General features: G+C 68.1%; 21 protein-coding genes and 1 pseudogene. 9 read left to right on the top strand and 13 right to left on the bottom strand.

Annotation, left to right across the window (positions count from 1 at the left end; genetic code table 11):
• Window positions 1–253 precede the first annotated feature (253 nt).
• Entirely contained in the window at window positions 254–625 is a 372-nt protein-coding gene (locus OG892_RS38685) for a hypothetical protein (RefSeq protein WP_371631520.1), read from the top strand.
• An 84-nt stretch (window positions 626–709) separates the two neighbouring features.
• Window positions 710–1,087, top strand: a complete 378-nt coding sequence (locus tag OG892_RS38680) for a nuclear transport factor 2 family protein (RefSeq protein ID WP_024757633.1) — start codon at window positions 710–712, stop codon at window positions 1,085–1,087.
• A gap of 48 nt (window positions 1,088–1,135) precedes the next feature.
• Here OG892_RS38680 and OG892_RS38675 read toward each other — a convergent pair.
• From OG892_RS38675 to OG892_RS38665, 3 genes and pseudogenes are all read right to left on the bottom strand, one after another.
• Window positions 1,136–1,592: pseudogene (locus OG892_RS38675) on the bottom strand (transposase); the annotation flags it as partial.
• Window positions 1,593–1,732: 140 nt separating this feature from the next.
• Complete coding sequence (locus tag OG892_RS38670) at window positions 1,733–3,754, bottom strand: PQQ-binding-like beta-propeller repeat protein (protein WP_371631519.1); 2,022 nt, start codon at window positions 3,752–3,754, stop codon at window positions 1,733–1,735.
• A 97-nt stretch (window positions 3,755–3,851) separates the two neighbouring features.
• Window positions 3,852–4,712: a heparin lyase I family protein gene (locus OG892_RS38665; RefSeq protein WP_328864201.1), complete on the bottom strand. Its 861-nt coding sequence runs from the start codon at window positions 4,710–4,712 to the stop codon at window positions 3,852–3,854.
• 735 nt (window positions 4,713–5,447) lie between these two features.
• Between OG892_RS38665 and OG892_RS38660 the strand changes: the two genes are divergently transcribed.
• Complete coding sequence (locus OG892_RS38660; protein ID WP_371631761.1) at window positions 5,448–5,861, top strand: hypothetical protein; 414 nt, start codon at window positions 5,448–5,450, stop codon at window positions 5,859–5,861.
• Here OG892_RS38660 and OG892_RS38655 read toward each other — a convergent pair.
• The 4 genes from OG892_RS38655 to OG892_RS38640 all read right to left on the bottom strand — a co-directional run bounded on the left by OG892_RS38655 (window position 5,858) and on the right by OG892_RS38640 (window position 8,624).
• Window positions 5,858–5,989, bottom strand: a complete 132-nt coding sequence (locus OG892_RS38655; RefSeq protein ID WP_371631518.1) for a hypothetical protein — start codon at window positions 5,987–5,989, stop codon at window positions 5,858–5,860. The genes OG892_RS38660 and OG892_RS38655 overlap by 4 nt on opposite strands.
• A gap of 314 nt (window positions 5,990–6,303) precedes the next feature.
• Entirely contained in the window at window positions 6,304–6,807 is a 504-nt protein-coding gene (locus OG892_RS38650; RefSeq protein WP_371631517.1) for a hypothetical protein, read from the bottom strand.
• A gap of 302 nt (window positions 6,808–7,109) precedes the next feature.
• Window positions 7,110–7,514 (bottom strand): hypothetical protein, encoded by a 405-nt coding sequence (locus OG892_RS38645; protein ID WP_143195049.1) that lies wholly within the window; start codon window positions 7,512–7,514, stop codon window positions 7,110–7,112.
• 351 nt (window positions 7,515–7,865) lie between these two features.
• Window positions 7,866–8,624, bottom strand: coding sequence for a DeoR/GlpR family DNA-binding transcription regulator (locus OG892_RS38640; RefSeq protein WP_073733819.1), 759 nt, complete (start codon window positions 8,622–8,624; stop codon window positions 7,866–7,868).
• Window positions 8,625–8,672: 48 nt separating this feature from the next.
• Here OG892_RS38640 and OG892_RS38635 point away from each other — a divergent pair, with 48 nt between their 5' ends.
• From OG892_RS38635 to OG892_RS38620, 4 genes are all read left to right on the top strand, one after another.
• A complete protein-coding gene (locus tag OG892_RS38635; protein ID WP_073733820.1) occupies window positions 8,673–9,056 on the top strand; it encodes a DUF4406 domain-containing protein in 384 nt (127 codons plus the stop codon).
• The gene (locus OG892_RS38630; RefSeq protein WP_328864202.1) at window positions 9,053–9,727 is read left to right on the top strand and encodes an NUDIX domain-containing protein; all 675 of its coding nucleotides are present in this window, start codon (window positions 9,053–9,055) and stop codon (window positions 9,725–9,727) included. The genes OG892_RS38635 and OG892_RS38630 overlap by 4 nt, the downstream gene beginning before the upstream one ends.
• A 139-nt stretch (window positions 9,728–9,866) precedes the next feature.
• Complete coding sequence (locus tag OG892_RS38625) at window positions 9,867–10,394, top strand: DinB family protein (protein ID WP_328864203.1); 528 nt, start codon at window positions 9,867–9,869, stop codon at window positions 10,392–10,394.
• Window positions 10,395–10,688: 294 nt separating this feature from the next.
• Window positions 10,689–12,974: a protein kinase gene (locus tag OG892_RS38620; RefSeq protein WP_371631516.1), complete on the top strand. Its 2,286-nt coding sequence runs from the start codon at window positions 10,689–10,691 to the stop codon at window positions 12,972–12,974.
• Between the two features lie 75 nt (window positions 12,975–13,049).
• Here OG892_RS38620 and OG892_RS38615 read toward each other — a convergent pair whose 3' ends face one another.
• Together OG892_RS38615 and OG892_RS38610 are read right to left on the bottom strand one after the other, a co-directional pair.
• Complete coding sequence (locus tag OG892_RS38615; RefSeq protein ID WP_371631515.1) at window positions 13,050–13,481, bottom strand: RNHCP domain-containing protein; 432 nt, start codon at window positions 13,479–13,481, stop codon at window positions 13,050–13,052.
• Between the two features lie 21 nt (window positions 13,482–13,502).
• Entirely contained in the window at window positions 13,503–13,883 is a 381-nt protein-coding gene (locus tag OG892_RS38610) for an RNHCP domain-containing protein (protein ID WP_073733825.1), read from the bottom strand.
• Window positions 13,884–14,518: 635 nt separating this feature from the next.
• Here OG892_RS38610 and OG892_RS38605 point away from each other — a divergent pair.
• A complete protein-coding gene (locus OG892_RS38605; protein ID WP_371631760.1) occupies window positions 14,519–15,793 on the top strand; it encodes an RICIN domain-containing protein in 1,275 nt (424 codons plus the stop codon).
• A gap of 118 nt (window positions 15,794–15,911) precedes the next feature.
• Here the strand turns inward: OG892_RS38605 and OG892_RS38600 are convergent, their stop codons facing one another.
• On the bottom strand, window positions 15,912–16,331 hold the full coding sequence (locus OG892_RS38600) for a helix-turn-helix domain-containing protein (RefSeq protein WP_328864207.1): 420 nt from the start codon (window positions 16,329–16,331) through the stop codon (window positions 15,912–15,914).
• A 92-nt stretch (window positions 16,332–16,423) separates the two neighbouring features.
• Between OG892_RS38600 and OG892_RS38595 the strand changes: the two genes are divergently transcribed.
• Window positions 16,424–17,263, top strand: coding sequence for an SDR family oxidoreductase (locus OG892_RS38595; protein WP_371631514.1), 840 nt, complete (start codon window positions 16,424–16,426; stop codon window positions 17,261–17,263).
• Window positions 17,264–17,436: 173 nt separating this feature from the next.
• Here OG892_RS38595 and OG892_RS38590 read toward each other — a convergent pair whose 3' ends face one another.
• From OG892_RS38590 to OG892_RS38580, 3 genes are read right to left on the bottom strand one after another with little or no spacing between them, the layout of a single operon-like run.
• Entirely contained in the window at window positions 17,437–18,027 is a 591-nt protein-coding gene (locus OG892_RS38590; protein WP_371631513.1) for a cysteine hydrolase family protein, read from the bottom strand.
• A 47-nt stretch (window positions 18,028–18,074) separates the two neighbouring features.
• Window positions 18,075–19,493 carry an MFS transporter gene (locus tag OG892_RS38585; RefSeq protein WP_371631512.1) on the bottom strand — a complete coding sequence of 473 codons (1,419 nt, stop codon included), beginning with the start codon at window positions 19,491–19,493 and terminating at the stop codon, window positions 18,075–18,077.
• Window positions 19,490–19,960: a MarR family winged helix-turn-helix transcriptional regulator gene (locus tag OG892_RS38580; RefSeq protein WP_073733831.1), complete on the bottom strand. Its 471-nt coding sequence runs from the start codon at window positions 19,958–19,960 to the stop codon at window positions 19,490–19,492. The genes OG892_RS38585 and OG892_RS38580 overlap by 4 nt, the downstream gene beginning before the upstream one ends.
• Window positions 19,961–20,078: the final 118 nt, after the last annotated feature.

Genomic DNA, 20,078 nt, shown 5'->3' with positions numbered 1-20,078 from the left:
CCAAGACCATGAGCACAGAATATGAATGGTCATCAGCACCGCAGCCGAAACGCTCGGCCGCTGACGACTTCGCCCGGAGACCGGACCCATTTCGCCGCAAGTCGTCGTGAGTCGTCCCTCCGGAGCGATACCAACGACACCGCTACGCCCTCAGGACCGAGGTGTGCAGGCGAGTGCCTGGGGGCGAAATCCGTTCGAGATTCCGTTCGCGGCCGTGGCACCATGTACCGCATGACGACGAACCGAAAGGTCCATGCCGCGTAGGCGGCCAGGGCGGGGCCGTGCCACCGCCGGCGACCACCGGACAACGGGTGCGCGGCCCGTCATCGACGGGCTGTCCTTGCGTGCCCTGTCCGAGATCATCGAGCTCGAGCGCACCCGGAACTATCTGCGGCCGGGCGACGTCAGCACGGCTGTGGCCCTGTGGAAGGACTACGTCCACCAGACAGAACGTGCTCTGTGGCACGACTACGAGTGCGGCAACGTGCACTGGTACTGCTGCGGGGACCCTCTCGAGGCCCGAGCTCTCCTCGACACGGTGATGCAGGCTCTGCCGCCACGTGGCGCCCGCGAACTTCGAAAGATCGTCAACCGGTCGGACGCCGTCTGGGGTCTACCTGCCTAGTGCTGTGACCGGGTTGGTTCACCGTGGTCGGGAGACGGCTCACGGGACGAGCGCGGTCCGCGAGGCGGGTGGTATTACTGGTGCATGCAGGAAGAGACGGCGCGATCCGCGATCGACACGTTCATCTCCGCGTTCAACGCATCGGACGACAGCTATGTGACTGCGCTGCTCTCCCAGGCCCTCACCTCGGACGTGGTCTTCTGGGGACCGTTGGGCCGCAGTGAGGGGATCGAGGCGGTCGAGCGGTTCGTGCTGGACATCCGGCGCCACCCCGCGGGGACCGGCACGATGGTGCGCTGTTCGGCGGTGGACATGCCGGACGAGTGGGCCCGGTACCAGTGGGTCTTCACGACGCCGGATGGAGGCCCCCGCCTGGCGGGAACGGACGTCGTCCATCTGCGGCGGAGCCTCATCGACCAGGTCATCGTCTTCGCGGGGGAGATCGAGCCGTCCGCCTCCTGAGTCATTCCTCTCTGGCGCCGTCCTCTTCTGAACCGGCCCCGTTCGGGGCTCCGGGTCTGCGAAGACGCGGTCGGGGAAGCGGTCCAGGACGTGCTCGATCCGTTCCAGCTTCGCCTCGCGGTCCGGGCCGGTGGATTCCTTCCAGGTCCTGGTGCGCTGGAAGGTGGCTCCACGGCGGGCGAACAGGCCGCGTAATGCCTCGCGGCCGATACGGATGGATCACTCGGCCGTGGACTGTACGCAGGTAGGCGACGAGTTTGCGTAGCGACCAGCGAGTTGAAAGGCCGGGCGAGCTTGGTGGGGCGGGTGGTGGCCATCTGGACGACGAAGTCCTCGTCGTCCTCACTGAGCAGGCGGGGACGGCCTCCCGCCCACCGCGGGTCCAGGCAGGCCAGGCCGATCTCGTTGAACCGGTGGATCACTCACGCACGGTGTTCTCGTCGGCCGCCATCAGCCGGGCGATCACCGGCACCCGATTCCCGCCGGCCGAGGCCAGCAGCGTCATCGCGCGCCGAAAGCGCACCGCGTTGGTGCTGCCCCGGCGCACGATCTGCTGCAGCCCCTGCCAGACGGGACGTCACTGCGAACACCTCCTCCCGGAGCCGCGACCCGCGTCCGAGCCGGATCGGCGAACCCGTGGCAGGGTCAGTGCGACGGCCTGTCGTCGACTGCGACGAGGTTGCCACCGCGGAGTGTGTAGAGCAGGCCCTCGTGGACGTTGACATGCGGGCCGCTGTACCAGGCACCGTTGATGTCGGCGACGACCGTGGTGACGGCGAACGTCTTCGGATGGAAGCGGAAGAGTGTGGTGTCCGAGACGCCGTAGACCGTGCCCCGGTTGGTGACCATGGCCGCGAAGCCCGCGCTGACACTGCTGACGTCCGCGGTGTGCACCACCTTCCTCGCCCTCACGTCGATAACGAACAGCCCTCCCTTGGTGGTGAGGCCGTAGAGGTTCCGGCCCTGGACCGCCAGCGCCGCCACGCCCGCCGGCTGCTCCGTGTCGACGCGCCACCGCTCCTTGCCGGTGGCCGGATCGACGGCGACGACGGTGGCGCGGGGTCCCTCCTTGGCTGCGTTGTCACCGCCCAGGTAGGCGACGCCGTCCCGGTTGGCCACCGCCCGTACGAGTTGGACGTCGTCGATCGGATTGACGTATGACGCCGACTTTCCGGTCCCGGGAGAGTACGTCCACAGGGCGCCGCCACCCTCGGTATCGGACTGCACGCCGACGAGGAGCAGCTTGTTGTCCGGGTCCCACGAGAGGTCCAGCGGACGGTTCTGCTCGCTGGGGAACTTCGCCGCCTGCTGCGGCTGCCGGCGCCGGGAGGAGTCGTATCGCCAGATGCCCTGCGCGTTGTACTGGCCGGTGTACAGGAGGCCTTCGATCACTTCGGCGTCCTTGGCCTCGCCCGGTGCCATCAGGTTGACGACCTCGCCGGTCCTGAGGTTGTGCCGTGCGATGGCGCCGTTGCCGCCGAGGTAGACATACCCGTGTCCGGCGGCGATCCCCATGCCTGCCTGTGGTCCGGCCTTGGCTCCCGCCTCGTGCAGGTCAGTGATCACCGAGGTCTTGGCCGACACATCGATCTCGGCCACGAAACCGTAGCCCGAGACGACAGCAAGCGTTCCGTCGGCGTGGTCAAGACCCCAGATCTCACCGAGATCCGGCCCGGTGAACTCAACGTGGGAGATCGTCCCGTCGGCCTTCGCGTAGGCCTCCACTCCCGTCTCTGAGGCGAAGTAGATCCGCTCGGCGTCGGAGGTGAACGCCTTGATGACAGCGCCCTCGGTCTTCACCACGCTGTAGGAGGAAAAGTCATCCAGGTCGATCACGGCGAGCTTCGCGGGATCGACCGCACCCGACGTGCCGACGATCAGCTTCCCGTCCTGGACGGCGAGTTCCCGCAGGCTGGGGTCCTTCTCCATCTCCTTGGGCACGATCGAGGTGAACGTGCGGCTCTTGCGGTCGAACGCGTACAGGGACGCCTTGCTCGCGCCGCTCCCGCCGGAAAGGACGCTGCCCGCACCGAAGAAGACGGTGGTGTCCGTGGCCGCGACCGCCCTGGCCAGCGTCGCCTTGGGATCAGGGGCACCCAGATTGGTCACAGCACCTGTGGTGGGGTCGTACTGCCACAGGACGGGCGGCTTGTCCGGGACGCCCCCCACGGCGAAGACCGTGCCGTCGGGGGCGACGGCCAGGTCCCGGATATCGCGGTCCTCGGTCCTGCCGATGGGCACGGCGGGCTTGTCGGGCGTCTTCAGATCCCACCGGTAGAGATTCGGCTTGCCCTGATCGGACTTGACGAGGACACCAATGTAGAGGTACTGGCCGGTGGGGTCCGCCGCCAGCGCCTGGATCGAGGGCTCCGGCCCCGCGTCGAGATCGGTGGAGGACACCACCTTCCTGCTCGGCAGATGGAAGCCGACGACGCTGGAGGGGGCCAGGTTGCGCGAGCCGACGTAGACGGTGTCGCCGACCAGCAACCCGCTCATCAGCGAGAACTGGACCAGCCCCGGCCCCAGATCCGTCACCTCCGTCGTGGCCGCCACCTCGGCTGCCGCTCCGGCCTGCGGGGCGACAAGGGATCCGGCGGCGGTGGCCAGCCCGAGGGCACCACCGGCCTGGATCAGCCGGCGCCTGCTCAGCGAACGGGTATGGGTCATCTGTACTCCAAGGGGGGTGTTGAGTCTGCTGATCCGGGGCGCGGAGATGCAGCTGCCGAAAGGGCTGCAGGAGCTGCTGGAGCTGCTGGGATCCGCGTCAGGACAGGTCGAGAATGCGAATGTCGTCGTGCTGGACGATCCGCGTGGGTACGTCACCGTTCTCGATCGACTCCGAGGGGCGGTAGAGCCCCCACTTGATGTAGCCGTGCTCGGCCGGGTTCTCCGGCTGGTACGTGCGCACGTTCTCGTACGAGACAGCGGACTTGTAGCCGGACTCGCCCGGAAGCCGCACGGAGACCTTGAAGTAGCCCGTCTCGTCGGTGGTCCATCGCGCGTCCACGCGGAAGCTCATCCACTTGTTCACGTACGGACGGAGGTCCGGCACCACCGTGGTCTGCTGATTCAGGTGCGGGGACCGGAACGCGACCTCGTTGCGCTTCGCCATGAGGTAGAACGCCGGGACGTTGCCACCCGCGTACTTGCCCTGGAAGACGATGTCGCCCGAGTCGCTGTCACCAGGCGTGTAGGTCTTCCAGTCCTTGAGCAGCACGCTGAACTCATAGCGGTGCACGTCACCGACGTCGAACTGCCCGGAGGGGAGCAGATCCGTCGCGCTCTCGCTCCGCGGCGCGCCGTTGGACTCGTATCCCGCGTCGCCGAGCGTCACCTTGTGCTGAACCGCGTACGAGCTCCCGGAACCGGGCCGCACAACACCGGAAGCGTCCGACGCCGTCGCGTGCGTCGTGCTCAGGCCGTCCACTCCGGAGTTCAGGGCTCCGTTCTCGTAGTCCACCTTCAGCTTCTCTGTGTTCTCCGGGGTGTCAGTGGCGGACCGCGCGGGGGCGGAACCGGCGAGCGGGGCGCCTTCCGGTTCGGTTCCTGCCGCGTACGACACCAGAACGGGAACCAGCAGGGCGCCTGTGCACAGGGCGGCCGACACCTTGAGGGCCTTGATCATTTGTACTCCTCGACATCGTGGGGCTGCGAGAACCGGTCGAAGCCGCACAGATGGCGCCAATCCGGCACCGTCACATCATGCGACCGAAGCTCAAACGATGAATCGACATCGCTTTGCGGGCGTGGGGAGCGCCTTTGAGCTGCCTGCATGTTGACATGGTTCCGAATGAAACCGGAAGACCGGCGGCGAAACTTAGTTCAAGCCAAGGCACGGTAGGGTTCTTGGCATGTATCTGCAGGCAGATGCCGATCCTGGTCAGTGGATCCGACAACCTCATCCACCCAAGGGTGCCCGCTTCCGATGGCATACGATATCGATTGGCGGCCAAATGGTGTGCGGCTGGAGGCATAACGCGGTCCGATGCGGCCGGTGCCGACGGACCCTGCCCGGACCGCGTGCGGTTCCGGACGGACAGGCCCAGCGCAGTCCCGACTCTCCTTACTGGACCGAGGTGACGGATCTCGGCAACGGGCTGAGTGCCCTCTGTCGCCGCCAGAGGATCAGGGAGACTTAGGGTTTGCCCCGCAATGATCGCGGCTCCCTGTAGTACGGGGCCATCTGAAGAACCGACGACGAGCTCAGCTGGTGCCACAGGTCGTTTCACAGTGAGGTCCGTGGAAGACGGGATGCTGGGACGCTCGGCTTCGTCCGTAGGATCACTCCATGTCTGCTGACGAACGTGTAACCCGGTCCACGTTCTCCGGCCGTATCCAGTCGATATCAGCTCCTCAGTCGATGCGGGAGCTGCCTCAGCGGGTCTGGTCAGATGAAGGCTGGAAGCGGATCCAGCTCGGCTACGCGTCGCGGGACATGGACGAGAAGTGGGACGTCTTCACGGAGGGCGAGGTCGTTTTCCTGCACCGAAGCTGGACTGGTAACGGAACCTTCGCGGCGACCTTCGCGCCTGTTGATGGCGGTGGATGGCGGATCGACAGTGCCGTAGTCGAACGTGACGCCGAACGCTACCGGGGTACGGACGATGCCTACGACTGCGTCATGCTTGAGTTGGTGATCAGCGCCATCGTGCTTGGCGAGCCGGCGACGGATCTCCGTTCGAAGTTGGTCGAGTTGACGCGTCGGCAGTCGGGTTCCGATGCTCCGGCCGGGCTGATTCAGCACAGCGCTCTGGGTCTGCGCTCGGACTCCTAGCCGGTGCCCGTCGGCAGCAGACCCAGGACAAGCTCACCCAGGTCGAGAAGGCCATCGGCCGACTCCGCCGGGAACGCGGACGCCTGACCGTCCGGGCCATCGCCGAGCGAGCGGGGAGTGTCGGCCACGTTTCGCTACGAGAACACCAACGCTCGCGACCTCGTGAAGTCCGCAGTCGAAAACAGCCGCAGCCGCATGACCGACTCGGACAGGACCCGCACGATCGCATCGAGGCGTCCTGGCGGGAGCGAGCCTTGAGCGCCGAGGCCGAGCTGAACCGAACCCAGCAAGAACACCGACCTCAAGCACCGCGTTCACCAGCACACCCAGGAGCATCGCAAGCTGCAGGAGCGGCTGGAAGGCGCCCGCTCGAACCTACGATTCGCCGACAAGCGGATCGCCGCCCTCGAAGGTGATCGTCGCTGAAGGGAAACCGCGTCCGTCAGCACTGATCGGCGATCCGTTGACTGATCTGTTCCAGGAACTTTTGGACGGATACGGCAGCTTCCTCGAAGTCGTCGAACCAGGCCGCGGTCGTCGACCTCCAAACACGCCCGCTGGTGGCCACGGCGAACAGATGGCCACCACCATCACTGGCGAACACAATGCCGGGCGACTCGTCGTCCACCTCGGCGGCCCCGTATTCACGGAAGTGCTCGGCGACCGTCGCGGAAGAGTGGATGAAGTATCCGTTCTCGATGTCCGGCAAGGAGATCTCACTGATCACCCAGTAGAGGGTGGTCAGGTCGGAAGGGATGGGCGTCAGGTCCACGAGCGCGCCCGTCGCCCCGTGGCTCTCGTCTGTCGCCGGCGCGATGGCGTTCTCACCAGGCGGGAACCCGTGGGTCTCCAAGAACGACGACATCAGGGGTTCGAGTGCTGCGGAAACCCGCTTGCACCAGCTGTCCACCCACTCCGAGTCGAGCCGCTCAACTGCCACGTTCATCCCCTTCCGCTCTGCACCTGACGCCCACGTCCTTGGGCTCGGTGAACCTACCGAAAGGGACCCCGCGGACACCTGCATGATGCATCTCCGGCTTGACCGCATAGGGATTGAGCGGCCCGTCGACATCGAGGAACAGCAGTGGTCGGTTCACGACTTCCCCCGGTCTTGCTCACTGTCGGCTGCCCCGATGAGTTCAGCTGCGGAGCTCGTCCCGGCATTGGGTCTGCCCGAGTGATGATCACGATGTGGTGAGTGTGATCACGGCATCGGAGCAGTCCTGGACAGCCCCGTCACCCGTGCGTTCAGGCGGTGGCGAGAACCGTCTGGATGAAGGCAGTTGGCGGCATATAGCCATGGTCCCCGACGTAGTGGGCGATCAGTTCCGGAGCAGCGTAGGCGACACCTCTGCCCATCACCCATATCTCCGCACTCCCCTGCGGGTGACTGGCGCGACTGCCGAGTATCCGCGAAGCGCAGAACGGGCAGGAGTGGAAGCCGCGAGTCTGATGGGCTCGATGCGTCCGGCTCATCCGAATCAGCACTGCAGCCAGTCCGGAAGGAGGATCGCCCTGCTCGTAAGGCTGCCCGTGCTCCAGCCAGCCCACATTGATCAGAGGGACATCACGCCAGATTCCCGCCCCCGTCTCGCCTCTCGCCCAGTTGTCCCTGTCATACGTGTACGGCGTCAAGTCCGCGTAGTACGTCACTCACGGAATCTACCCAAGGACACCGGGCTGGACAGCATCTCCTGAGGATCGCGCCTCGTTCAGTTGGTGTCGGCTGTAGCGAGCAGCGCGACCCCCAGCCACGCGCAGAATCCCACGCGACGGGTTCGCGGAGAAGTCGGAACGCGATCCTCAGCGGCCGAAGCGCTGCGTCTCGTCTCACCAGCCAACCGGGGCAGCGAACGCGCGGCATCGGCAGAACTGCTCGTCCACCGATGAGCAGGCCGCCGGGATCTGCCGAACGAGCAATCTATCTGCGGGCGTTGAGAGTTACGCCCCGGGCTCAGCATCTCAGAGGGCGCTGCTGCCGGTCCGAGATCCCGGATTCGGGTCTCATTGGGCTACGAGGACCTCCACGCCGAGTGTCCTGAGTTGGCCGATGGCCGTGTCGTGCGGATCGGCGTCGGTGATCAGCCCGGTGATCTTCTCCCACGGCAGGACGCGGTACGGCGAGGCCGTACCGATCTTCTCGCGGGAGGCGAGGATGTAGGTGTCCGCGGCCCGCGCGGACAGGGCACGCTTCATCGCCGCCTCCTCGGCGTCCCCCGTGGTCAGTCCGGCCTCGGGATGGACGCCGGTGACGCCGAGCAGGCACAGGTCGGCGGAGACGTTCTGCGCGGCCTCGACCGCGGCGGCGCCGCAGGTGACCGCCGAGTGCTTGAAGACGCGCCCACCGAGGAGGAAGAGCTCCGCCCGCGGATGGTCGATCAGAGCCGTGGCGATCGTCGGGCTGTGGGTGATCACCGTGCAGGCGAGGTCCTTCGGGAGCGCCCGCGCCACGGCGAGGGCGGTGGTGCCGCCGTCGAGGATCACCGAGCCGCGCGGCCGCACCAGCGCGGCGGCCACTGAGGCGACCTTCCGCTTGCTGTCCGGGGTCACCGCCTGCCGGGCGTCGTAGTCCACCACTGCGGGAGACGCGGGCAGCGCGCCACCGTACACCCTCTGGCACAACCCCTCGGCAGCGAGATCGCGAAGGTCACGCCGCACGCTGTCCTCGGAAATGCCCAGTTCGGCGGCGACGTCCTTGGCCACGATCTTTCCCGTGCGGGCGAGCAGATCCAGCAGGTGCTCGCGTCGTTCAGCAGCCAGCATTCACGTTCCTTCCAGTTCTTGCACGATTATGCATGTATCTTAGCCGCCATGCCCCACAAGCCCCTGCTCATCCTCATCGCAGGCCCCTACCGTTCCGGCACCGACGGCACCCCGCAGGCCATGGCCGCCAACCTCGCCCGCCTGGAAACCGCAGCCTGGCCCGTCTTCGCGGCCGGACATCTGCCCGTGATCGGCGAATGGATCGCCCTGCCCGTCCTCCGCTCCGCCGGCGCGGGCCCCACCGACCGCCTCGCCGACCAGGTGCTCTACCCGACCGCCGACCGACTGCTCGCCCATTGCGACGCCGTTCTGCGCCTGCCGGGCGAATCCGTCGGCGCCGACCAGGACGTCGCCACCGCCCGCTGCCGCGGCCTGCCCGTCTACCACGATGTCGCCGAGATTCCGCGCCGCACCCCGCAGGAGAGCATGTGACGAGCAGCTTGGGCGTCGACACCCCCGATCACCGCGGACGCACCGGTCTCCACCTCGCCGGACGCGACCTCGACCGCAACCCCGACGTTCGGATACGCGATGTCGAACTCACCTCCCAGGGATGGCACGTCCTGCGCCGCACCACCTTCGACTACCGGCGCCGCGACGGACGGTGGGAGACCCATCAGCGCGAGACCTACGACCGCGGCAACGGCGCCGTCGTCCTGCCCTACGACACCGAACGCAGCCGCGTCCTGCTCACCCGCCAGTTCCGCTACCCGGCCTACGTGAACGGCCACCCCGACGGCATGCTCATCGAGGCGGCGGCCGGACTGCTCGACGCACAAGACCCGCACACCGCGATCCGCCGCGAGAGCGCCGAAGAACTCGGCATCAGACTGGGCCCTCTCACCCACGTGCTCGACGCCTACATGAGCCCGGGATCCGTCACCGAGCGCCTCTACTTCTTCGCCGCCCCGTACACCCCGGCCGACCGGACCGGCGCGGGCGGAGGCCTCGAGGAAGAGGGCGAGGACATCGAAGTCCTCGAACTTCCCTTTGCCGAGGCCCTCGCTATGATCCGCGACGGACGCATCACCGACGGGAAAACCATCCTGCTCCTGCAATGGGCAGCCCTGTCCGGGCCCTTCGCCCGACAGCCGAGCGTCTGAGAGTCCGCCTTCGCCGGATACGCCCGGGAAGCAGAGCGTTCGGTTTCCAGGACGGCCCAGGTGCTTCCCGAAGTGGCGAGCATGTTCGTTTCCAGCGAAGGCCCGCGAAGCTCATGGCGGCGTGTGCCAGGGTCCTGGCATGGCTTCGACACCGGATGGACGCCCTGTCCCACCCGCGCATGCCGGCGAGCGCGCCATGCTGGAATCGTGGCTCGACTTTCACCGGGCCACTCTCGCCCTGAAGTGTTCGGGCCTCGAAGACGATCAATTACGGCTGGCCTCGGCTGCGCCGTCGTCGATGACACTGCTGGGCCTCGTCCAGCACATGGCCGAGGTGGAACGTAATTGGTTCCAGCGCGTGTTCGCAGGCCAGGACGTGCAGGCAGTCTTCGGGGAGAGCAACCTCGACGGCTTCGCACTGGAGGATGGCCGAGGACTCGACGAGGCCGTGACGGTCTGGCGGGCAGAGATCGTTCGAGGGCGTGAGCTCATCGCTGCCGCCTCGCTGGACGACTCCGGTCGGCTGTCCGAGCAGGAAGCCGGCCACGTAGGTGACGGAGGTGTTTCGCTGCGTTGGATCATGGTCCATATGATCGAGGAGTACGCACGTCACAACGGCCACGCCGACCTGATCCGAGAGCGCATCGACGGCGTCTCCGGGGCGTGAAATGCGGTTGGCGACAGCGTGTTCGGCCGGCTCTGTTCACCAGTGGTGCCGTGACACCGTCACCAGCCGTGACGACAACAGGACTCTCTTTCTGAGGGGTTGGAAGCCCGCCCGGCCGGCGACGAGCTGATCACACAACTTTCACCGGGCCCCTGCACCACGCGGTGGTCCGCCGAGCTCCGGGCCCCCCTGCGTCCGCGGCTTCGCCGCACCCGACCGTGCGTACGCCCGATGCTGGAGCTACGCTGCGATCAATTTGCTGGAATCGCGCTGCGATCTGGGGGACTTGGAGCCGTGGTGGATCGCATACTGGCCGACCGGTACCGGCTCGTCAGGCTGCTGGGACAGGGCGGGATGGGGGAAGTCTGGGAGGCCCGCGACGAAGTTCTGGGGCGGGCGGTAGCCGTGAAGGTGATCTCGGTGCTCGGGGGCGGCGGCAGCACCGCCGACGAGGCACGCGCCCGCTTCCTGCGTGAGGCGCGGATCACCGCCGCTCTGCAGCATCCGCACATCGTCACCGTGCACGACCTGGGCACGGCAGCCACCCCGGAGGGCGATACACCATTCCTGGTCATGGAGCTGCTGCGCGGCGAGGGCCTGGAGGCCGCCGTCCGTCGCGGACCGCTCAGTGGGGCGGACGCGGCCCGCTGGGGCGTCCAGATCTGCGAGGCACTCGCGGAGGCGCATGCCGTCGGTGTCCTGCACCGTGACATCAAGCCCGCCAACATCTTCGTCGCATCGTCGGCCCGGGTGAAGGTCCTCGACTTCGGCATCGCCCGAGCCGCCGACCCCTCGGCCGCCGACGGCCGGCTGACCCGCACCGGACTCGTCGTCGGCACGGCCGCGTACATGGCGCCCGAGCAGGCCCGCGGCTACCCGGAGGAGCGCAGCGACCTTTACGCGGTGGGCTGTGTCCTGTTCGAACTCCGTACGGGGCGGCTGCCGTTCGGCGCACCCGACACCCTCGGGCTTCTGACGGCGCACCTCAACGACGTGCCACCCGTGCCGAGCAGCGTGGCGCCGGGCATCTCACCCGGCTGGGACCGGTTGATTCTGCGCCTGCTGGCGAAGGATCCCCGTGACAGGTACGAATCGGCCGCCGAACTCGCCGACGCGCTGCGCGAGTGCGAGGGCCGGGCACCTCGCACGGCGCCTGTGCCGTCCCCGCGCCCCGGGCAGGCGGACAGTGCGGTGCCGCCCGAGGCAGCTCCCACCGTCACTGCCACGCGTGCCGACACCCCGGGGGCAGCCGGTCGCACCCCGCTGAGCCGCCGCGGACTCCTTCGGCGCGGCGCCGGAGTCGCCGCCGTGGCCGCGGTCGGCGTCTCCGCGGGCGTCTACCTCACCGGCAGTCCCGAACACGACCCGTTCGCCTGGTCCTACGACCCCGGCTCGGACGGAGCGGGGTACGACCAGCCCGTCCGGTCCGGCGGACTCTGCTTCGTACCCGCCCATGACAGTGCCCTGATCCAGGCGTTCGATCTCAATAGCGGCAAGCATCTGTGGAAGCGCGACCTCGGCCTTGAGTGGCCTCTGCACGGACGCTCACAGGCGGTCGCGCTCGACGGCGGCGACACCGTGATCGCGCTGGCCCAGCTGCCCGAGGACCTCATTCCGGTGCTGTACGCCCTCGACGGCACGACCGGCAGGACCCGTTGGAAGCTGGAGGCGTACGACAAGGACGACCGTGACCTGCATGTTCTCGACCGAGGACTGGTCCTCTTCGGCAGTGACGACCCCAACGAACAGCACATCACCGCCTTCGACGCACGTTCCGGGAAGGAACGCTGGCGCCAGTCGGTGTCCGGACCGGGAGGCATCACGACGATCGGGGACCTGGCGCTCGTGGGCTCGACGGCACTCGACGGCGCGACAGGAAGGAAGCTCTGGACGCAGCCTCGCATGAACCTGTACAGCGACCTCGGAACGTACGTCGGGGCGCCGCGGGGAACGGACGACGCCGTCCTCTTCCACGAGCACGGCAAGAAGCAGCGCATCGACCTCGTCCTGCGCAGTGCCCGCACGGGAGGCGAGAAGTGGCGCATCCCGCTGTCCGAGATCAGGGCCGTACCCGGCAGCGACGGCAGCAGGAGCGAGACTCCCCCGGCTGCTCCCCTCTCGGGCACCACCCTCCTGCTCCCACGCCTTGAAGGCGAGCGCAGCAGCCCCACGGCCATCGACGTCCGCACCGGGAAGCAGAAGTGGGCCTTCAAAGGCGAGGCCGGCGCTGCGGACCGCGATCTTGAACCGGTGTCCACTCCCGGCGGCTTCGTTCTGCCCACATCCGACGGCGCGGTCTGTCTCGGCGCCGAAGACGGTGCGGAGCGCTGGCGATTCAAGGGTGGCGAGGACCTCAGGATCGACTCCGCGGGCGACTACACCATGATCCGTCACCCACACACCGCGAGACTGTTCCAGCAGCGGCAGGCGGTCCGCGTCCTCCTTTCCGCGGACGGCCGCACGCTGTGGCAGGGCGAGTTCAAGTCGAGCATCCGCAAGAGCGCTCCCGTTGCCTCGGGCCGGATGCTCGCCTTCCTGGACCCCCAGGAGACGCTGCGCGCCGTCCGTCTCACCGGGTGATGCCGGATGCCGGCCGGGCCCCCGGGCATCGTGGCGTCGGCGTCCCGGGACGCGACGCCGCGAGTGACGGCCGGGTCACAGTGCGAGCTGTATGCGCCGGGCGGCGCCTGGATCCCGCAGAGGTTTGAGTGCGAGGCGCAGCAGAGCCAGTGCGTTGTCGTCACCGGCGATGCGGTTGGCGCTGAGCTCACCGCAGGACAAGCACTCGTGGATGATCATCCACTCGCCGTCGGACCGTGCCGACAGGCAAAGTGCCTCCATCCGGCCCCGGCAGTCCGCGGCCCGGTCGCCCGGTACGCGTCGGTCGACGTGCAGGCTGGACAGGCAGTTCGGGCAATGATTGCGGTGCGTGGTGCCGGGCGCGTCCAGGGACACCTCCAGCCGGCAGCCCGCGCAACGGAAGTCGTGTCCCCGGTGTCCTGCCTCGCTGTGCAGGACGTCCTTGTGCCGCTGTGGGCGCCGCGCTGCCTGTGCACGGCCACGGGGCTTCTTCGCTCGTCTCGGCATGGTCGGCCTTCTCCTCCCGGTTCAGAGGTCGCCGAACGCTTCGAGCGGGAAAGGTGGTTGTGCCAGTGGCCGCACGGCCATCCGCATCAGGACGAGCTGGTTGTCGTCGGCGCAGACGGAGGTGGAAGTGAGCTCGTCGCAGCGCACGCAACGGTGGATGACCATCCACTCGCCGGTGCGCGGCACGGCGACGGCGATCGGGGCCATCCGGCCCTCGCAGTCACTGGCGCCGCCCTCAGCACGGTCGAGGACGTGCTGGGAGTGCAGACACGACGGGCAGTGATTGCGTCGTGTGCCGTCACCGGCGGCGGTGGACACGGTCCGGCCGCACCACGCGCAGGAGAAGGTGCTGGTCAGAAGGGTGTGTGGAGTGCTTGAGAGAATCTTTTCAGTGCTGGACACCCGGGGTGCTCCTTGCTGGGAGGTCTGTAATGACAGCAAGAGCAGGCCGAGCGGCCTCGATGAACCCACCCACCCCAAACGTCGCGGCATGGCTGCCGGCATGGGAGTGGGCTGGGTCGGAGCACCGGAGAAATCACGTCCGGTCACCGTCCGCGAGGGACGGAATCAAGGAGACGGACGGTCAGGCGGTGCAGCGAAGCGCGCTCGGCGCGGGCCGGAACACAAAATCTCTTTTCCAGGGCGCAGATGGCCCACAGCAGACTGAAGGAACTTCACGAGAGTAACAACGGCGCCCGGGCCGGTGCCAACGGATTATTGGACACCGCCGCGTCCTCGGTGAGCGGCGCCGACGTGCCGTCCGACGCCCCGCTCCGACCTCCGGTTGAGGGTCGTCCCTCCCTGCCTGGGCTTGATCCGCTTTGACGGACGTCCATCACGGTGAGCACGGCTGACGCCCGCGCGAAACCGACCGAGAACAGGCCATTCCGCCCGGCATGATCTCACTGGCCGATTTCGGCGTCGTCCTGCCGTTACCGGTGACGCTATGTTCACTCGCGCTCAGCGCCATCACACGACCACACCACACCGGCCGGATCCGGCCCTCGCGCGGGCCGGCCAAAGGGGGAGAACAGACGATGCGTCACACAAGGTGGACCGGCCGCTTAGGCAGAGGGCTCATAGCCTTCACGGCCGCAGCCGCCACCGGAATCGCCGCCATGAGCTTCGCCGCCACGCCGGCAGCCGCCGCGCCGGCCGGGCCCGCCGCTGCCCAGGCCGAGCTCGGTGAGGCCTGTACGGCCGCCGACCTCGGCAAACGCCACCCGTTCATCCAGAGTGTCGAAGTCGCCCCGACCATCACGCACTTCAAGGGCTGGTACGTCACCGATGGCTCGCTGGGCTCCCAGACGGTCGAGACCAGCACCCAGACGGTCATCTCGGTGTCGGTCGGCCAGAAGACCAGTATCGAGAGCAGCTTCGAGGTCGAAGCCCTCAGCAAGGCCGGCGCGTCCGTGGGCCTGGACGTGCAGATGTCCTACACCTCCACCGGCAGCACCTCGAAGTCGATCACGTGGAACTTCCAGAAGCCCGGCTACTACGCCCTCTACGAGGGAACGAAGAAGGTAACGGGCGAGTACGGCAGCCTCAACTGCAACCGTGTCGACCTGGGCGACGGCACCTTCGGCCTGAAGTGGGTGGCAGGTCCCAGCAACGGCAGCTACACCACGTACACGACGCTCGAAGAGGGCGCGGTGCGCTGCGAGGACGCGGTGCCAGCCAACAGCATCATGCGCAAGGCTCAGGATCTCCTCGACTGCGGGACCGTGGCGGCCAGGGCCGGACACGCACCGGCGGTGAAGGCATCCGCACCGGCAGGAGCAGCAAAGGCCGCGAGGGGCGGGAAGGCGGCAGAGCCGAATCCGGCCGGCCGGTCCGCCGGCGCCGACGTCGCGCCGGGCTTCACCTGCGACGCGGGCTACTACAAGATCGGCACAGCCGACCGGTCCCTGTTCTGGACCGCGCCCGGCTTCCTGCAGGGTGACAACGTCCAGCTGAAGCCCTCCACGGTGCTCAGCCTGAACCTGGACCAGTGGCAGCTGTGCCACGGGCCGGAGGTCAACGGCGCCGCCGAGCAGATCCTCGTCAATCACTCAAGCAACAAGTGCCTGGCCATCGCCGAGCAGACCGCGGGCGACGAAGGGTCTCCGCTGGTGCAGGCCGACTGCAAGTCGGACGACCTCCAGCGGTTCTACATCTACCGGGATGTTCCCGGCTCCGACAACATCGGCGTCCAGAACAAGTACACCGGCTACATGATCGGGCACGACCGGTACGCCGAGGGCCAGCCCCTGCGCCAGTACAGCAGTGGGAGGCAGGACGGCTCCGGTACGTACGTCCTGGTCAAGGCCTGACGCCTCGCCGCCCTACGCGATCCGGGCTGAATCCGGTCGCCCGACTACGCCTCGCGTGAGGCGTAGTCGGGCGTCCGGGCCCCACCTCACGAACCTGCCGTACGAGCACCTGTTGCGTTCAGCCGCTCCGTGACGGGCGCTCCGCCGGGTGGCCGCCGGTCTCCGTAGCGGACGCGCCGTCGGCGGACATCCGCTGCGTGATCCGGTCGAACAGGTCTGTCAGAGGTTCACTGACGTGCCTGCCGAACTCGGTGAGCCCGTAGGTGACCTGGGGCGGCGACGTCGGCTCGACCTCCCGCCGGACCAGACCGTCCTGAACCAGTGCGCGCAGTGTCTGGGAGAGCATCTTCTCGCTGACGCCCTGGATGCTGTTGCGCAGTTCGTAGAACCGAAGGTCGTTGCTGCGCAAGGAGATCAGCACCCAGATGCCCCACCTGCTGGTCACATGGTCGACCATGTCGCGCGCGGGGCAGTCGGTGTGAAACACCTCATACCCATCGCTCGCACCGGCCTGCGTGAGCTGCATGCCTTCCGTCATGTTCGGAGCTTACCTCTAGGTATGTTCTTACGAAAAGTAAGCCCGTCTCCTAGCGTCAATCCCCGCAGTGCACAACCGACTAGGAGCTGAACATGATCGTGGTGACCGGAGCAACCGGGAATGTGGGCCGGCCCTTGACGCAGGCCCTGGCCGAGGCCGGCGAGCAGGTGACTGCGGTGTCCCGGCACGCGGCGGCGGTGCCGGACGGAGTCCGGCATGTGGCGGCCGACCTGACAGACCCCGCAAGCCTCTCCCCCGCACTGGACGGGGCGAAGGCGCTGTTCTTCCTGCTGTCCGGCGACCTCCACTCCCCCGGCGCCAGGCCGGCCGAGATCATCGACCTGGCCGCGGCCGCCGGGGTCGGCCGGGTCGTCCTGTTGTCTTCGCAAGGCGTGGCGACCAGGCCGCTCGGACCCTCACGGATCGCGGTGCGCGCGCTGGAGGACGCGTTGAGGGGGTCCGGCCTGGACTGGGCCGTCCTGCGACCGGGCGGCTTCGCCTCCAACGCCTTGGGCTGGGCGGAGTCCGTCCGTACGCAAGGGACGGTCGCCGCGCCGTTCGGAGAGGTCGGGGCTCCGATCGTCGACCCGCTGGACATCGCTGAGGTCGCGGCGGCCTGCCTGCTGGACGACCGGCACGCCGGGGGAATCTACGAGCTGACCGGGCCCGAGGTGATCACCCCGCGTCAGCAGGCGGCGGCCATCGCCGCCGCGCTCGGCTCGCCGGTGCGGTTCCACGAACTCACCCGCGAGGAAGCCAGAGCCGCGATGACCCGGTTCGTGCCGCCGGAGCTCGCCGACGACACCCTGGACATCATCGCCGCTCCGAACCCGGCCGAACTGCGGATCAGCCCGGACGTGGAACGGGTCCTCGGTCGCGCCCCGCGCCCCTTCAGCGACTGGGTCGCCCGGAACATCGCCGCTTTCCGCTGAGGCATCACCCCGCTGGGGGCGCCCCGTGCGATGTCGTATGACCACGGCCGCACGGGGCGCCCCCGCCCAGCACCTCCTCGCTGGCGTCCTCGCTCCTCACTGACGTCGAGCAACGGCGCGGACCGGGTGGCGGGCAGTTCGGCCTGCCCGCTTCCGGCTGTTTCGGGGGCTGCTCAACGCAGCAGGTCACGCAGTTGGGCGGTGTCGATGACGTGCGCCCGGGACGGGAAGACCTTCTCGACGAGCACGCCGTGCACCTCAGGGTCGCGGTCGGCGACACCGTCGGACAGTACGTAGACGCGGTAGTCGCGGTCAGCGGCGTCCATCAGTGTGGACAGGACAACGCCGCTCGTGCTGATCCCGGCGAGGACCAGTGTGTCGATGTCCCGGTCGGCCAGCTGGTCGTACAGGTCGGTGGTTGAGGCGGCACCGAAACGGATCTTGCGTACGACGATGTCGCCGTCCTGCGGGGCGACCGCTGGGTGGATCTGTGTGGCGTCGTGCTCGTGGTGCATCGCCTTCGCCGCGGCGACCGCGCTGAAGGAGGCGTTGCGCTCGGGTACGGCTTCCCAGTCGTCTTCGGTGAATGCCACGCGGACGTGTCCGACGGTGCCGCCGGCGGCACGGAGAGAGGCGATCGCGTCCTGTACCCGTGCGAGAAGTGCGTCGGGTTCGGGAGCGAGCGGGACGATTGCGTTCTGGAAGTCCATGGCGAGCAGCGCGGTCCGCTCGGGAACGAGTGCGGGAAGGGCGGCGATGGTCATAGGTGTCTCCTTGTAGAGGTACGGGGGTTCGGGGCGGCGCCCGCGATTCAGACGACCGCGCCGCGGGGGCGCATCAGGCTGCGGTCCAGGACGGTCAGGAGCAGTGCGGCGAGGCCGGCGACAACGAGTACGACGCCGAGAACGTGCAGCCCGTGGTCGCTCACGCCGTCCCGGAAGGCGATGCCGCCGATGACGGACGAGGTGATGGTGCCGAGGTAGCCGAAGGTGCGGAACAGTCCGGAAGCGGTGCCGATCTGGTCGGCCGGCGCGGCCTTGTAGAGGGCGGTCTGGTTCCCGACGGTGGTGGTGGCCGTCGTGACGCCGAAGATCAGAGAGACGAGTACGAGCGCGAACATCGGGCTGTCGGAGTCGAGCAGCATGATGGCGACCGAACCGAGGAGCATGCTCACCGCGGAGACGGCCACCGGCCCGCGCACCAGGTTGCGGGCGGCCAGCGGCCTCGACAGCAGTGCGGAGACGGCTCCCATCGGCAGCAGTACCAGTCCGGTCTGTACGGCGGACAGGCCGTGGGCGGCCTCCATCCACTGGGTCAGGCCGAACATCACGGAGTACACGCCGAGCAGGGTGAGTGCCTGGCGTAGGTACGTGCGGGTCAGCGCGCCGTTGGTAGCCAGCCCACGCAGGTCGAAGAATGGTGCGGCTCGTCGCAGTTCCCACCGGGCTGTGGGAGCCGCGGCCACGACGAAGACCGTCAGCGCGAGCCAGTTCGGTTGCGGCAGGCCCATCAGGAAGACGACCAGGGAGGTCATCGTGACGGCGAAGCCGATGATGCCTATGAGGTCGATGCGGTGCGCGATCCGTCGGAATCCGCTGTCCGCGCGCTCCAGGCCCGGGTCCTTGGGCAACCGCAGGGCCATCAGCAGGGCGATCACGGTCACCGGTACGTTGGCGAGGAAGGCCCAGCGCCAGCCGGCCGCGCCCACGATCAGGCCGCCGATGGGCGGGCCGACGGCAGCGGTGGCCATACCGGCGATCGCGAGTCCGCCGAGCACCGCGCCGGGCGGCCGGTCGAGACCGGCCTCGCCGGCCCGGCGGCGGATCATCACCATGGCGCAGGGAAACGCGGCAGAGGTGCCGAGGCCGATCAGAACCCGGGCGACGGTGAGCATCGCGATGTTCTGGCCGAGGCCGCCGGTCACCCCTCCGACGAGGACGAGGACGATACCGGCGAGGAAGACCCGGCGGGCGCCGAGCACTTCGGCGAGTTTGCCGGCCGTCGGCTGAGCCACCGCACTTGCGAGATACAGCGAGGAGACCAGGACCGAGGTGGCTGCCACCGCCACGTTCAGATCTGCGGCGATCGGCACCAGCGCGGTCGCGATGATGGAGCTGTTGATCGGGTTGAGGCTGGAACCCACGTAGAGCGGTGCGGTGAACCGTCGGCCGAAGGGCTTGGGAGCGGACGTGCCTATCGCGGGCTCGGTCTCTGTGGCGGCGGTTCTCATGGAGTGCCCTCGTGCAGGTCGGCGTCGGCCAGCCGCTCCAGCAGCTCGATCGCCTTGTCCATGTCGGCGTGTTCGTCCGCGGCGACGACATGGCCGATGGCGCGCGCCAGGAAGGCGGCGCGCCCTGCCAGCAGCTTGTCGATCAGCTCGGCCGCGGACGGATCGGCGCTCATCAGCTTCTTGCGGCCGTCCCTGGGGTCGGCCTCACCGTGGACCAGGCCCGCCGCTTTCAGGACGGCGAGGCTCTGGGCGATGGCCTGTGCGCTGACGTGCTCGGCCGCCGCCAGCCGGGCCGCCGTGACGGGCCCCTCACGCACGACGCTCGCCAGCACGCCGAGCTGGGTCACGCTCAGGCCCGTCGCGTGCTGCCCTGATTCGGTGCGCAGCCGGGCCCGCAGCCGCTTGATCGCGTCGTTGAGGCGCTGCGCCGTAGCGGCGGACTCCTGCGGCGTGGGGTTCTCGGTCATGGGTCCAGCGTAAAACAACCCAAGGAACTTTGCCAAGTTACTTGGGTTGTTTTATGGAGTAGAGCGGCCGGGGACTCCGGACGGGTGGCGCCTGCCTCCCGCATGCGGGCACGGGCGC

Source organism: Streptomyces sp. NBC_00341, assembly GCF_041435055.1.
Taxonomy (GTDB): Bacteria; Actinomycetota; Actinomycetes; order Streptomycetales; family Streptomycetaceae; genus Streptomyces.
This window is presented reverse-complemented; position numbering and strand designations above follow the sequence as displayed.

Excerpts from the sequence above, each read along its gene's own strand:
- OG892_RS38685 (WP_371631520.1), top strand. The coding sequence starts at position 254 with ATGCCGCGTAGGCGGCCAGGGCGGGGCCGTGCCACCGCCGGCGACCAC.
- OG892_RS38680 (WP_024757633.1), top strand. The coding sequence starts at position 710 with ATGCAGGAAGAGACGGCGCGATCCGCGATCGACACGTTCATCTCCGCG.
- OG892_RS38670 (WP_371631519.1), bottom strand. The coding sequence starts at position 3,754 with ATGACCCATACCCGTTCGCTGAGCAGGCGCCGGCTGATCCAGGCCGGT.
- OG892_RS38665 (WP_328864201.1), bottom strand. The coding sequence starts at position 4,712 with ATGATCAAGGCCCTCAAGGTGTCGGCCGCCCTGTGCACAGGCGCCCTG.
- OG892_RS38660 (WP_371631761.1), top strand. The coding sequence starts at position 5,448 with ATGCGGGAGCTGCCTCAGCGGGTCTGGTCAGATGAAGGCTGGAAGCGG.
- OG892_RS38650 (WP_371631517.1), bottom strand. The coding sequence starts at position 6,807 with ATGAACGTGGCAGTTGAGCGGCTCGACTCGGAGTGGGTGGACAGCTGG.
- OG892_RS38640 (WP_073733819.1), bottom strand. The coding sequence starts at position 8,624 with ATGCTGGCTGCTGAACGACGCGAGCACCTGCTGGATCTGCTCGCCCGC.
- OG892_RS38635 (WP_073733820.1), top strand. The coding sequence starts at position 8,673 with ATGCCCCACAAGCCCCTGCTCATCCTCATCGCAGGCCCCTACCGTTCC.
- OG892_RS38625 (WP_328864203.1), top strand. The coding sequence starts at position 9,867 with ATGGCTTCGACACCGGATGGACGCCCTGTCCCACCCGCGCATGCCGGC.
- OG892_RS38615 (WP_371631515.1), bottom strand. The coding sequence starts at position 13,481 with ATGCCGAGACGAGCGAAGAAGCCCCGTGGCCGTGCACAGGCAGCGCGG.
- OG892_RS38605 (WP_371631760.1), top strand. The coding sequence starts at position 14,519 with ATGCGTCACACAAGGTGGACCGGCCGCTTAGGCAGAGGGCTCATAGCC.
- OG892_RS38600 (WP_328864207.1), bottom strand. The coding sequence starts at position 16,331 with ATGACGGAAGGCATGCAGCTCACGCAGGCCGGTGCGAGCGATGGGTAT.
- OG892_RS38595 (WP_371631514.1), top strand. The coding sequence starts at position 16,424 with ATGATCGTGGTGACCGGAGCAACCGGGAATGTGGGCCGGCCCTTGACG.
- OG892_RS38590 (WP_371631513.1), bottom strand. The coding sequence starts at position 18,027 with ATGACCATCGCCGCCCTTCCCGCACTCGTTCCCGAGCGGACCGCGCTG.
- OG892_RS38585 (WP_371631512.1), bottom strand. The coding sequence starts at position 19,493 with ATGAGAACCGCCGCCACAGAGACCGAGCCCGCGATAGGCACGTCCGCT.
- OG892_RS38580 (WP_073733831.1), bottom strand. The coding sequence starts at position 19,960 with ATGACCGAGAACCCCACGCCGCAGGAGTCCGCCGCTACGGCGCAGCGC.